This is a genomic window from Acidisoma sp. (assembly GCF_035492295.1).
Lineage (GTDB): Bacteria > Pseudomonadota > Alphaproteobacteria > Acetobacterales > Acetobacteraceae > Acidisoma.
In genome coordinates this window covers 1-12,598 of record NZ_DATJJK010000108.1, presented here as the reverse complement: position 1 = coordinate 12,598, position 12,598 = coordinate 1, and the positions used below count along the sequence as shown (strand labels likewise).

At 66.2% G+C, this 12,598-nt stretch carries 14 protein-coding genes; 9 read left to right on the top strand and 5 right to left on the bottom strand.

Translation table 11 applies throughout. The features are described from left to right. Both VL752_RS07915 and VL752_RS07910 read right to left on the bottom strand, forming a co-directional pair. Window positions 1-809 (bottom strand): Gfo/Idh/MocA family oxidoreductase (locus VL752_RS07915; RefSeq protein WP_325353891.1); only part of this gene is annotated, 809 nt, incomplete at its 3' end. A gap of 15 nt (window positions 810-824) precedes the next feature. Next, complete coding sequence (locus tag VL752_RS07910; RefSeq protein ID WP_325353889.1) at window positions 825-1,646, bottom strand: SDR family oxidoreductase; 822 nt, start codon at window positions 1,644-1,646, stop codon at window positions 825-827. Between the two features lie 206 nt (window positions 1,647-1,852). On the opposite strand from VL752_RS07910, the gene VL752_RS07905 reads away from it, so the two are divergent. Together VL752_RS07905 and VL752_RS07900 are read left to right on the top strand one after the other, a co-directional pair. Beyond that, window positions 1,853-2,746 (top strand): EamA family transporter, encoded by an 894-nt coding sequence (locus tag VL752_RS07905; RefSeq protein WP_325353887.1) that lies wholly within the window; start codon window positions 1,853-1,855, stop codon window positions 2,744-2,746. Continuing rightward, window positions 2,746-3,129: a histidine triad nucleotide-binding protein gene (locus VL752_RS07900; RefSeq protein WP_325353885.1), complete on the top strand. Its 384-nt coding sequence runs from the start codon at window positions 2,746-2,748 to the stop codon at window positions 3,127-3,129. Before VL752_RS07905 ends, VL752_RS07900 begins: the two co-directional genes overlap by 1 nt. Before the next feature lie 43 nt (window positions 3,130-3,172). Here VL752_RS07900 and VL752_RS07895 read toward each other — a convergent pair whose 3' ends face one another. Next, window positions 3,173-4,177 (bottom strand): Gfo/Idh/MocA family protein, encoded by a 1,005-nt coding sequence (locus VL752_RS07895; RefSeq protein ID WP_325353883.1) that lies wholly within the window; start codon window positions 4,175-4,177, stop codon window positions 3,173-3,175. A gap of 227 nt (window positions 4,178-4,404) precedes the next feature. On the opposite strand from VL752_RS07895, the gene VL752_RS07890 reads away from it, so the two are divergent. From VL752_RS07890 to VL752_RS07860, 7 genes are all read left to right on the top strand, one after another. Then, a complete protein-coding gene (locus tag VL752_RS07890; protein WP_325353881.1) occupies window positions 4,405-5,244 on the top strand; it encodes a MetQ/NlpA family ABC transporter substrate-binding protein in 840 nt (279 codons plus the stop codon). Between the two features lie 10 nt (window positions 5,245-5,254). Beyond that, the gene (locus VL752_RS07885) at window positions 5,255-6,076 is read left to right on the top strand and encodes a methionine ABC transporter ATP-binding protein (RefSeq protein ID WP_413788764.1); all 822 of its coding nucleotides are present in this window, start codon (window positions 5,255-5,257) and stop codon (window positions 6,074-6,076) included. After that, entirely contained in the window at window positions 6,076-6,735 is a 660-nt protein-coding gene (locus VL752_RS07880) for a methionine ABC transporter permease (protein WP_325353879.1), read from the top strand. The genes VL752_RS07885 and VL752_RS07880 overlap by 1 nt, the downstream gene beginning before the upstream one ends. Before the next feature lie 13 nt (window positions 6,736-6,748). After that, the gene (locus VL752_RS07875) at window positions 6,749-7,990 is read left to right on the top strand and encodes an SfnB family sulfur acquisition oxidoreductase (protein ID WP_325353877.1); all 1,242 of its coding nucleotides are present in this window, start codon (window positions 6,749-6,751) and stop codon (window positions 7,988-7,990) included. Window positions 7,991-7,993: 3 nt separating this feature from the next. After that, the gene (locus VL752_RS07870; RefSeq protein WP_325353875.1) at window positions 7,994-9,370 is read left to right on the top strand and encodes an LLM class flavin-dependent oxidoreductase; all 1,377 of its coding nucleotides are present in this window, start codon (window positions 7,994-7,996) and stop codon (window positions 9,368-9,370) included. A 141-nt stretch (window positions 9,371-9,511) separates the two neighbouring features. Then, window positions 9,512-10,261: an electron transfer flavoprotein subunit beta/FixA family protein gene (locus tag VL752_RS07865; RefSeq protein WP_325353873.1), complete on the top strand. Its 750-nt coding sequence runs from the start codon at window positions 9,512-9,514 to the stop codon at window positions 10,259-10,261. Between the two features lie 17 nt (window positions 10,262-10,278). Then, on the top strand, window positions 10,279-11,208 hold the full coding sequence (locus VL752_RS07860; protein ID WP_325353871.1) for an electron transfer flavoprotein subunit alpha/FixB family protein: 930 nt from the start codon (window positions 10,279-10,281) through the stop codon (window positions 11,206-11,208). Between the two features lie 102 nt (window positions 11,209-11,310). On the opposite strand, the gene VL752_RS07855 is transcribed toward VL752_RS07860, so the two are convergent. Together VL752_RS07855 and VL752_RS07850 are read right to left on the bottom strand one after the other, a co-directional pair. After that, window positions 11,311-11,952 (bottom strand): pyridoxamine 5'-phosphate oxidase family protein, encoded by a 642-nt coding sequence (locus VL752_RS07855; protein ID WP_325353869.1) that lies wholly within the window; start codon window positions 11,950-11,952, stop codon window positions 11,311-11,313. A gap of 55 nt (window positions 11,953-12,007) precedes the next feature. After that, window positions 12,008-12,598: alpha/beta fold hydrolase (locus tag VL752_RS07850; RefSeq protein WP_325353867.1), on the bottom strand; the 591-nt coding region annotated here is incomplete at its 5' end.

The window sequence follows — 12,598 nt, the reverse complement described above, 5'->3', positions numbered from 1 at the left end:
CGCCAATCCTGCGGCACGATGGTGCCGTCCTGGGCCTGGATCCGGATAGAGGTCGGCGGCCCTGGGCGCAGCGCGACCGTGCCGTCCTCGCCCACCAGTTCGGCCTGCACATCGTAGCCGTAGCGCGCATCGGTGAAGGCTTCGATATCGACGACGGTGCCGGAGACGCTTTCCAGCACGATGAATTGCGGCTGCCGCTCCGGCGCATGGCGGGAGGCGCGGGGGCTGATGACCGTGGCAGCGGCAATCTCCTCCCCCAGCAGGAAGCGCGCGGCATCGAACTCATGCCCGGCGGTGCTGGCGATGATGAGATCCGAGGTCAGATAATCGGGGGAGACCGCATTGCGGTGCCGGCAATGCAGAAACAGTGCGGCGCCGATGCGGCCGGAGGTAAGTGTCTGCTTCATTTCGGTATAGCCGGGGTCGAAGCGGCGCATATAGCCGACCTGCACCAGGCGGCGCCCTGCCGCCATTTCGGCGCGAAGGATCGCTTCCGCCTCGGCGCGTTCGGCGGCGAGTGGCTTTTCGATCATGACCGGCTTGCCAGCGGCGATGGCTTGCAGGCCGAGTGCGGCGTGGCTGCCGTCGGGCGAGCAGACCAGGATCGCATCCACCTCCGGATGCGCGATCAAGTCCTCGGCTTGGGGGAGAGCCAGGACATCCAGGTCACGGGCGAGGGTTGCCGCGCGCGCCGCGTCGAAATCCTGCAGCGCGGTGAGACGCGCGCCGGGAATGCTGCCCGCCAGCTTGCGGGCATGGTCGGTGCCCATGACGCCGGTGCCGATGACGCCAATTCTGACTTCGTGCATGCGAGGCTCCTGGAATCAGGCGGAGAGGGAGAGCGGGCCGGAGGGCACGGGCATCTGGTCCGCCGCCGCGCCCCAGACAGATTGATCGTAATTGACAATCGCGCCGGTCATCAGCCCGGCATCGTCGGAGACCAGAAAATTCACCGCGCGCGCCGCTTCCGCCGGGTCGATCAGTCGGCCGAAGGGCTGGCCGACGGCGGTCTTGGCCAGCCAGTCCGGATCGCCGCGCTCTTCGGTCTGCAGCGCGATTTCATGATCCGAGGCCATCCAGCCGAGATTGAGCTGGTTGACCCGGATGCGGTTCTTCATCACGGCGAAGGCGGTATTGGCGGTGAGCGTCGCGAGGCCGCCCTTGGACGCGCAATAGGCGCTGATGAAGGGCTGGCCCGAGAGAGCGGACATCGAGCCGATGTTGCAGATGGAACCCTCGATCCCCCGCCGGATCATCTGCCGGATGGCGGCCTGCATGAGAAAGAAGGGTCCGCGCAGATTGGTCGCGATCATGCGGTCGAAAAGATCCGGGGAGGTATCGAGAATGGTGCCGCGATCAGTCAGCGCCCCGGCATTGATCAGCACGTGCAGCGCGCCGAATTCGCTCTCCGTCATCTCCACGGCCTGCCCGCAATCCTCCACCGCGGCCAGATCGGCGCGGAAAAAGCGCGTGGGCGCACCGGTCTCGGCTTCGATCCTGGCGGCGAGAGTGGCACCCTTGTCGGCCGACCGCCCGGTGATGACGAGGCCGGCCGCTCCCGCCTCCGCCAGCCGGCGCGCGATGGCCGCCCCCAGCCCCTGCGTCGCCCCGGCAACGAGGCAGATCTTTCCGTCCATTCTGTTCATGCGTGGTCTTTCGCGGAGACGTTTCCAGGCACCCGTTCGGCCGTGCGCCGTATTCTTGATGACCGCCGAGAATAGGCGGCGGCGCAGTTCGGAACAGATCAGAAGTCCATCAAAAATCCATCAAGAGAGGCTCTCCGGCGCCGTTGGCTTTTCACCCCGAACGGCCTAAAGCTCGGCCGAATCCCAAGCTGAGATGGCCAGACTCCATGATGCGTGCCCTGGCCGGCTGGCAGAACGCCGCCGGAAAAATCCCCGTCACGCTCTGGCTGATCACGGCTGTCTGCTCGGCGCAGCTCGCCTCCTCGCTGTCAGTGCCGGTTATCCATCGCGTCGGCAGCCCGACCGCGACGGCGCTGCGGCTGCTCTGGGGCGCGGCCTTCTTCATCAGCCTGGCTCGGCCAAGACTCTGGCGGCTGACGCGTGGGCAACTCGCCGCGGCCGTCTGCCTCGGCCTCATCACCACCGGCATGTCTTTCTTCTTCTTCGCGGCTGTCGGACGCATCCCCATTGGCATGGCGGTGTCGATCGAGTTCCTCGGCCCGCTCGCGGTGGCACTCTCCGGTTCGCGCCGGCTGCTTGACCTCCTCTGGGTCGGTCTCGCCGGCCTCGGCGTCTGGCTGCTCACGGCCCAGGCCGGCGGCCGGGCCGATCTCGTGGGCCTGGTCTTCGCCAGCGGCTCGGCCGTCTGCTGGGGCGGCTATATCCTGATGACGCGACGCGTCGGCCGCGCGCTGCCTGGGCTCCAGGGCCTTGCCCTCTCCATGGCGGTCGCCGGGCTGATCGGGCTGCCTATCGGCATCCTGCCGCATGCGCGGATGCTTGCACCGGGCCCGGTCCTGTTCATGGGTGTGATTTCGCTGCTTTCGCCCATCCTCACCTTCGGATTGGAGATGGCCTCGCTGCGCCGCATGGAGCCGCGGCATTTCGGCATCCTCATGAGCCTGGAGCCGGTGATGGCGGCCGTAATGGGATTCCTCGTGCTCGGCCAGCGGCTCAGCCTGTTGCAGCTTGCTGGCATGGCCTCCGTCACGCTCGCCAGTTTCGGAACGGTCGCCTGCCGGCCTAAAGAGGTGATTATGGAGAGCAACGGAGAGACCTGATGCCCGTGACCGGCCTCGAGCCCTATGACGACCAGAATGTCTTCGCGAAAATCCTGCGCGGGGAGATTCCGAACAAGACCGTGTACGAAGACGAGCACGTGCTCGCCTTCCACGATATTGCCCCCCAGGCGCCCGTGCATGTGCTGGTGATCCCGAAGGGGGCCTATGTCTCCGCGCGGGATTTTGCGGCGCGCGCGCCGCATGCGGAGATTGGCGGCTTCTGGCGCGCGGTGGGCCAAGTCGCGGCCATGCTTGGGTTGGAGGCGGATGGCTACCGCCTCCTCGCCAATCACGGCATGAATGCGGGGCAGGAAGTACCGCATTTCCATGTGCATATTTTCGGCGGCGGACCGCTCGGCCCTATGATCAGCGCGAAGCGCTGATCGCCACACGGCGCCAGCGCCCGCTGCGGGGACGTGGGAGGTGTTACGGCGCCTCCCACGTGCCTTTCTCGGCGGCGCGGAACACAGCGTCGATCACCCGCATATTGGCGATCGCGTCCTCGAGCGGAAATTCCAGCGGCGCCTCGCCCAGGATGGCGCGGGAAACGGCGTCGCCCTGCCGGGTATATTGGTCTGCCGGGTCGAAGCTTTCGGTGACGGCTTCAAGGCCGCCGAGAGCGCGGCCCTCATCGATCAGGATCTGGCACGGCGCGTCCGGCGGCGCATTGAAGGGGATCAGCACTTCGATGCGGGCCTTGCTGCCCATCACGGTGACCCGCTGATGCGGGACAAGTTGGGTGCCGCAGGTGAATGTCAGGTGGCCTTCGGGGAATTGCACGACCGCGCTCGCCAGCCGGTCAGTGCCCATGGCCGGGTCCATTTCCACAAGTCCGGCGACGCGGACGGGTTCTGAGCCCCAGAGATAGCGCGCCGTCGCGATGGCGTAGCAGCCAATGTCCATCAGGCCGCCGCCGCCGATCCCCGGCATGTTACGGATGTTGCCGGGGTCATCGAGATAATAGCTGAAGGCGGTCTGGATCGCCGAGACGCGACCGAGCCGTCCTTCCCGCGCCAGGGCACGGACGCGCTGCCACCAGGGGGCATAGCGCACCATGAAGGCCTCCGCCACCACAAGCCCCGTACGGTCCCGTGCCGCAAGCAGGGTCTCGGCCTCCTTCGCATTGAGCGCGATGGGCTTCTCGCACAGCACATGCTTGCCCGCCTCCAGAGCCTTGATGCTCCAGGGCACGTGCAGATGGTTCGGCAGCGGGTTGTAGATCGCGTCGATCGCGGGGTCGGCGAGCAGCGCCTCGTAACTGCCATAGGCACGGGGAATGCCCAGGGCCTGGGCGGCCTTGTCGGCGGTCGCCTGATCGCGCGAAGCAATCGCGGCCACGCGACTGACCTCGCCTTTCTGCATGGCGGGGATCACCTGCTCCCGGCCGATCTTCGCCGTGCTGAGGATGCCCCAGTTCACTGTCTTTCCCAATGGTTTCTTCCCTGTTTGATGGCCGGCGGGTCCTGCGCCCGCGCGGAGAGGACGCGGCCATCATCGTCGGCCCCTGCGGCCTCCGCTAGGGGGCGGGGACCATCAATTTCAGAGCACGTCGTGCAAATCTGGGGGAAATCATATTAAATCAGTAGACATTCGTGGTTTTTAGAATATACGATTTTATGGCGCGCAAATTGATAAAGCGCGAAACGGAGATGTGAAGCATGTTGGCTCAAGGCGACCATCAGATTGAAACCCATCCCGGCCTCGGCCGACGCATGATGGTGGCGGCTTGCATCGCGCTGTGCCTCTTCCTGCTCGGCCTCGCCGTCACGGCCCGCGCGGCCACGCCGCTGACCATCGCGGGCACGCCGGGCCCGATGGCGGAGACACTGAGCCATGCGGCGAGCCTTGCCGAAAAGCAGGGCCTGCCAGTGAAGGTGATCATCTTCTCGGATTGGGTGACACCGAATGTCGCGGTCAACGAGGGATCGGTCGATGCCAATCTCTACGAGCACCGACCCTTCCTCAACGCCGCCATCGCCGCGCGCCACTTCAAGCTGATCCCGGTGGCGCCTGCCGTGATCCTTCCCATGGGCCTCTTCTCCCACAAGATCACCAAGCTCGATCAGCTGAAGGACGGAGACCGGGTTGCGGTCGCCAACGATCCGGTGAACCGGGCGCGCGGGCTGCAGCTTTTCGCCAAGGCCGGGCTGATCACGCTCACGCCGGGCGTGGGGGATGCCGCAACGCTGAAGGACATCACCGCCAATCCGAAGCATCTGCGTTTCGTCGAACTGCCCGCCCCGCAGCTTGCCCGCGCGCTGGACGACGTGGCGGTGGCGCAGGTGAGCTACACCTTCTTCATCGCCTCGGGCGGCGATCCGAGGACAGCGCTGATCGAAGACGGCGCGCATGATGCGCATTACGCGCTCTATTTCGTCGCCCGGCCGGACAAGGCGCAGGACCCGCGGCTGCTCGCCTTCATCAAGATCTTCCAGTCGGAGGACGAGAAGTCCTTCATCCTGCAGCAGTACAAGGGCGCGATCACGCCCGCCTGGTGAGGAGGCCATCATGGACCAGCTCGCATTCGACGCCTGGGCCGAGCCGCGTGGGGTGGGCCAAGCGCCCGGCGCGCAGCCCTTCCTGCAGGTTGTCGGCCTGTCCCATCATTTCGGAAAGACGCAGGCGCTCGCGGATATTTCCTTCTCCCTCGGGCAAGGGCAGATCCTCGGCATCATCGGTCGATCGGGCGCTGGCAAATCCACGCTCATCCGCTGCCTCAACGGGCTTCAGCGGCCTGATACCGGCGCGGTCCTGCTGGAGGGGGTTGATCTCACCCGGCTGAAAGAGGACGGGTTGCAAATTGCGCGCCGGCGGACGGCGATGATCTTCCAGCATTTCAACCTGCTTTCATCGCGCACGGTGCTGGACAATGTGGCGCTGCCGCTGAAGCTCGCGGGCGTCGGCCGTGCTGCCCGGCGGGCGCGGGCGCGGAACCTGCTCGAGCGGGTCGGCCTCGCGGCCCGCGCCGATGCCTATCCCGCCCAGCTCTCCGGCGGCCAGAAGCAGCGCGTGGGCATCGCACGCGCGCTCGCGGCGTCACCTTCGCTTCTGCTTTGCGACGAGGCGACCTCGGCGCTCGATCCCGAAACGACCGTGTCCATCCTCGATCTGCTGCGCGACATCAACCGCGATCTCGGCCTCACCATCGTCATGATCACGCATGAGATGAATGTGGCGCGGCGCATCGCGGACCTTGTCCTTGTCATGGCGCGCGGGCGTGTGGTGGAACAGGGACCGGTGCGGCAGGTGTTGACGGATCCGCAGGCCGAGGAGACGCGCCAACTGCTGCAGGCCGCCGCCCTCGGCTTCGAGAACGGGGAGGGTATCTGATGCTGAACCTGCCCATCACCGGCGATGATCTTTGGACCGCGCTGCAGCAGACCGCCGAGATGGTGGTGATTTCCGGGCTCATCGGCTTCCTCGCCGGGCTGCCGCTGGCGCTGCTTCTGGTCGCGACCGCGCCGGGCGGCATCCGGCCGCAAGCGGCCATCAACCGGTTGCTCGGCTTGCTGGTGAACGGTGTGCGCTCCGTGCCGTTCATCATCCTGCTCGTCGCCCTCATTCCGCTGACGCGCTTGCTCATCGGCACCTCCATCGGTACCGGCGCCGCGATCGTCCCGCTTGCCATTGGCGCCACGCCCTATTTCGCGCGCATCGCGGAAGTCTCGCTGCGCGAAGTGGATCCGGGTCTGGTGGAAGCGGTGCGCAGCATGGGCGGAAGCCGCTTCCGCATCATGTGGGAAGTGCTGATTCCCGAAGCCCTGCCCAGTCTCATTTCGGGTTTCGTCGTGACCCTCGTCACCCTCATCGGTTCCTCCGCAATGGCGGGTGCGGTGGGGGCAGGGGGCCTCGGCGACCTGGGCATCCGCTTCGGTTACGATGAGTTCAGCACGCCGGTCATCGTCATTGTCGTGGCAATTCTAATCGTGCTCGTCTGCGGCGTGCAGGCGCTGGGCGACCGGCTTGCCGCCCGTTTCGACCATCGCTGAGGAGATCCACCTCATGGCCGACACCCTAAACTCTCCCGCGGTGCCTGCGGCGGATGCTTTACCGCCGCCACGCCGCCGCCCGCCGCTGCTGCAAACCCCGGCGGAGGCAATTGCCGCCGCCCATGCCTTCGCCGCTTCCATCAAGGCCGGCGCAGCGGAGCGCGACCGTGCCCGCATCCTGCCCATCGCGGAGATCGAGCGCTTTTCCGACAGTGGTCTTTGGGCAATCAACGTGCCGCTGGCCTATGGCGGCGCCGGCCTGCCCACGACGGTGCTGACGGAGGTGACGCGTATCGTGTCAGCGGCCGATCCGTCGATCGGCCAGATTCCGCAAAACCACTATTCCTTCCTCAATCTGCTCCGGGCGGAACGTGACGAGGAGCGGAAGCGCTACTTCTTCGGCAAGGTGCTGGAGGGCCATCGATTCGGCAATGCGCTGGTCGAGATGGGCACCAAGCATGCCGCGGATTGGAAGACGCGCTTCACCCCTGACGGCGATCATTTCATCATCGACGGCACGAAATTCTACAGCACCGGTGCGCTGTTCGCCCACTTCATCCCGACCGTCGGGCGCAACGAGAGCGGTGCTGTGCTGCGCGCCATCATCCCGCGCGAAACACCGGGGGTGACCGTCTTCGACGACTGGTCGGGCTTCGGGCAGCGCACGACGGCGAGCGGCAGCGTGCGCTTCGACCGCGTGCGCGTGCCAGTCTCCCATGTCATCGGGCTGGGCGGGCTGCAGGAAAAGCCCATCGTCTACGGGCCGATCGCCCAGATCATTCAGGCGGCCATCGATGCCGGGATAGCGGAAGGTGCTTTCGCCGATACGCTGGATTTCGTTCGCACACGCGCGCGCCCCTGGATCGACAGCGGCAAGGATCGTGCGTCAGAGGATCCGCTCACCATCACGCAGATCGGCGACACGCGCATCCGGCTGCGGGCGGCCGAGCTGATGCTGGCCGATGCCGCCCGGGTGATCGACGAGGCGCTGGTGGAAGAGAGCGCGGCGGGCATCGCCCGCGCCTCGCTTGCCGTGGCCGAGGCCAAGGTGCTGACCACGGAGGTGGCGCTCCACGCCGCGAACCAGCTTTTCGAACTGGCCGGCAGCAGTGCCACGCTCAGCAAATACAACTACGACCGGCATTGGCGGAATGCGCGCGTGCACACGCTGCACGACCCGGTGCGCTGGAAATATCATGTGATCGGGGACTTCGTGCTGAACGGCACGGCGCCGCCGGTCCATTCCTGGATCTGAGCCATGCCCCGCGAAATCCGCCTCAACGCCTTCGTCATGAACGCGCCGGTGCATCAGTCACCAGGGCTATGGCGCCATCCGCGCGACCGCGCGACCTCCTTCAACCGGCTCGACCTCTGGCTCGACCTCGCCCGTCTCTGGGAGCGTGGATTGTTCGACGGCGTCTTCCTCGCCGATGTCCTCGGTCCCTATGACGTTTACGGCGGGGATGCGCGGGCGGCCGTGGCCCATGCGGCGCAGCTGCCGGCGAACGATCCCATGCTGCTCATTCCTGCCATGGCGGCGGTGACCCGCCATCTGGGATTCGGCGTTACCGTCTCGCTCTCCTACGAGCATCCCTATCCGCTTGCCCGGCGCTTCTCGACCCTCGACCATCTGACGGGTGGCCGCGTCGGCTGGAATATCGTGACCAGCTATCTGGACAGTGCGGCCCGCGCCCTGGGCCAGAGCCGCCAGCGCGCCCATGACGACCGCTATGCGCTCGCCGAGGATTACATGGAGGCGGTCTACAAGCTTTGGGAAGGGTCCTGGGAGGAGGGCGCGGTGCTGGCCGACCGCGCAAGCGGCCGCTATGCCGACCCCGACCGCGTGCATGTGGTGCGCCACGAGAGCCGCCACCTGCAGATGGAGGCGCTGCATCTGGTGGAGCCTTCGCCGCAGCGTACGCCGGTCCTCTATCAGGCCGGAAGCTCGCCCGCCGGCCTTGCCTTCGCGGCACGGCATGCCGAATGCGTCTTCGTCTCCGGCCCCTCGGCCGCCGTCATCCGCCCGCGCGTCGCGCGGTTGCGTCAGGCGCTGGCCGAGGCCGGCCGCACGCCCGACAGCGTGAAGGTATTCGCACTCGCGACCGCCGTCATCGGTCGCAGCGAGGCGGAGGCGCGCGAGAAGCTGGCAGAGTACCGTAGCTACGTGGACCCTGTGGGCGCGTTGACGCTGATGGGTGGCTGGCTCGGGGTGGACTTCTCCAGCTACGCGCTCGATCAGAAGATCCGCTATATCGACAATGATGCGGGGCGCGCGGCGATGGAGAATTTCACCCGCGCCGATCCGGGGCGGGATTGGACCGTGCGGGAGGCGGCCGAGCATGTGGCAATCGGCGGGGCGGGGCCGGTTTTCGTGGGATCCGGGCGCGCTGTCGCCGAGGAAATGGCGGCCTGGGCCGAGTCCACGGGGGTGGATGGGTTCAACCTCGCCTATGCCGTGTTGCCCGAGAGCTTCGAGGACGCCGTCTCTTTCCTCATCCCGGAATGGCAGGCACGCGGGCTCTACAAGACCGCCTATGCGCCCGGCACGCTGCGGGAGAAGCTCTCGGGCGGGTCGCGGCTGCTCAGCCCCCCACATCCCGCCGGCCTCGCCCGCATGTCGCAATCAGCCTTTTAGCCGGTCGCTTCCGCTCCAGTCTTCTCCTGGACCTGGCTTCAGGTAATGCTTTCCAGTCAGGGGGTTTTGCGACGGGCCTTGTCCGGCCTATAGGAAAGCCTCCGCGGCTGGGCGGTGATCCCTGAAGACTTTGGAGGCTCGATGAAGATCCTGGTGCCGGTGAAGCGGGTGGTCGATTACAACGTCCGCGTGCGCGTGAAGGCCGACGGCTCGGGCGTCGAACTTGCCAACGTGAAGATGTCGATGAACCCCTTCGACGAGATCGCGGTGGAAGAGGCGCTGCGCCTGCGCGAGGCGGGCAAGGCCACCGAAATCGTGGCGGTCTCCATCGGGCCGGCCCAGGCGCAGGAGACGGTGCGCACGGCCCTCGCCATGGGCGCCGATCGCGGCATCGTGGTCGAGGTTGCCGACATCGTGGAGCCGCTGGCGGTCGCCAAGATTCTCAAAGCGGTCGTGGACGAAGAGAAGCCGGACCTCGTCATCCTCGGCAAGCAGGCGATCGACGATGATTGCGGCCAGACCGGCCAGATGCTCGCGGCCCTTCTGGGCTGGTCCCAGGGCACGTTTGCCTCCAAGGTCGAGGTCGGCGACGGCAAGCTTGCCGTGACGCGTGAGGTCGATGGCGGTTTGCAGACCGTCTCCCTCACCCTGCCGGCGATTGTGACCACCGATCTGCGCCTTAACGAACCGCGCTATGCGAGCCTGCCCAACATCATGAAGGCGAAGAAAAAGCCGATCGCCATCAAGCCGGTGGCGGAGTACGGCGTCGATCCGGCGCCGCGCCTGAAGGTTTTGAAGACGGTGGAGCCCGCGGGCCGCAAGGCCGGCGTGAAGGTCGCCTCGGTTGCCGAGCTCGTCGCGAAGTTGCGCGACGAAGCCGGCGTGATCTGAGACGAGGGAAGAGAGAAATGAAGACGCTCGTTCTGGCCGATCATGACAACGCCACCCTGAAGGAGACCACCAGCCGCACGATCTCGGCCGTGGCCGCGCTTGGCGGCGAGGTGGATGTGCTGGTGGCAGGCGCGGGCTGCCGGGCGGCTGCCGAGGCGGCCGCCAAGCTTGCCGGTGTTTCGAAGGTGCTGCTGGCCGAAGACGCCTCGCTCGACCATCTGCTCGCCGAGCCGGTGACGGCGCTGCTGCTGCAACTCGCCCCCGGCTACGACGTGCTGGCGGCGCCGTCCTCGGCCGCCGGAAAGAACGTCATGCCGCGGGTCGCCGCCCTGCTGGACGTGATGCAGGTTTCCGACGTCATGAAAATCATCTCGCCCGATACCTTCGAGCGGCCGATTTATGCCGGCAATGCCATCCAGACAGTCCAGGCTCTGGACGCGAAAAAGGTGCTGACGATCCGCACATCGGCCTTCGCGCCTGCCACCGAAGGCGGTCCGGCGCCGATCGAAACGGTGGGTGCCGCCGCCGATCCGGGGCTTTCCAGCTTCGTGGGCGAGAGCCTGTCCAAGTCCGAGCGGCCGGAACTGCCCTCGGCGAAGATCATCGTCTCGGGTGGGCGCGCGCTGGGATCGTCGGAGAAGTTCATCGAGCTGATCACGCCGGTGGCGGACAAGCTGGGTGCGGCCATCGGCGCATCCCGTGCGGCGGTCGATGCCGGCTACGCGCTGAACGACCAGCAGGTCGGCCAGACCGGCAAGGTGGTGGCCCCCGACCTCTATATTGCGGTCGGCATTTCCGGCGCCATCCAGCATCTGGCGGGCATGAAGGACAGCAAGATCATCGTCGCCATCAACAAGGACGAGGAGGCGCCGATCTTCCAGGTGGCCGATTACGGCCTTGTCGGCGATCTCTTCACCATTCTGCCGGAGCTGGAGAAGGCGCTGTAGCCTGCTCTCCCGCGCTGACGCGAAAGCCGCCCTTCGGGGCGGCTTTTTTGTTGGACGGGTCGCCCGGGCGACCGCGGTAAATCCGATACGGCGTGCAGGCTTCTAGACGCTATCCGGCGTCAAGTTCGCCGAAGCGAGCTGCTCTCGGAGTGCATGGACCTCCGCTTTCAAGGCCTCGACATGATGGATCAACGGCTCGATCGCCTCGTTCACCTCGGCTTCGGTGAAGCGGGGCGTGATGTGCTGCGGGCAGTTCCAGTCAAAGCTCACGAGATGCAGGAGGATGATGCGCTCAACCTTCGCCTTGCTGGTCGGATCGAGCACCTTCTCGGCGAGCTCCTGTTGCTCCTCGGGCAAGACAATTTCGACATGCGCCAGGATCTTCATGCGTGCGCGGTGCGGATAATCCATCAGAATGAGGGCGGCCCGATCATTCGTGCTCAGATTGCCGATTGAAATATACTGGAGATTGCCACGATAGTCGGGAAAGGCGAGCGTCTTTTCATCGATGACCTTGATGAATCCGGGCCGCCCGCCGCGATGCTGGACATAGGGCCAGCCCGTCTCCCCCACCGTTGCCATGTAGACACTGTCGCGCGCGGCGATGAAAGCGGCCTCCTGCGGCCCGATGCGATCGAACTCCCGATGGCCCTTGAAATTCGCCCAGGTCTTGTCGCTGCCCATTGCCGCCTGCACAGCCCGCACTCCCGGTGTTGCAAGCGCATCGAGAAACCCGTAGCTCATATCTACCTCTCCTCTTGTTTGCCGTAGGATTGCGACGCCGTGCGGAGCCTCGTGATCAGGTGGCCAGGAAGCGGCGGATCTCGGCCCCGATCTCCTGATGATGGGTCTCGAGCGCGAAATGCCCGGTATCCAGCAGGTGTACCTCCGCCTTCGGCAGATCGCGCCGGAAGGCCTCGGCCCCGGCGGGAAGGAAGAAGCCGTCATTCCTGCCCCAGATGGCGAGCAAAGGCGGCTGATGCGCCCGGAAATACGCCTGGAACGCGGGATAGAGCGCGACATTGGTCCGGTAGCTGAGGATCAGGTCGAGCTGAATCTCGGTCGCGCCCGGGCGGCACATGTAGAACTGGTCCAGCGTATAGCCGTCCGGGCTGACGCGGCCCTCGGGCGCGCCGTCCTCGTATTGGGCGCGGATCGCCGCATCGCTGAGTGCCGCGCGGCAGGCTTCGCGGCGCGCTTCGGTCGGGTCGCGCCAATAGGCCTGCCAGGGCTCCCAGGCAGTGCTCAGCCCCTCGATATAAGCGTTGCCGTTCTGGGAGATGATGGCCGTGACGCGTTCGGGATGCGCCATCGCCAGCCGCAGCCCCGTCGGCGCGCCGTAGTCGAAAATGTAAAGCGCATAGCGGGTGAGGCCGATCGCCTCCACGAA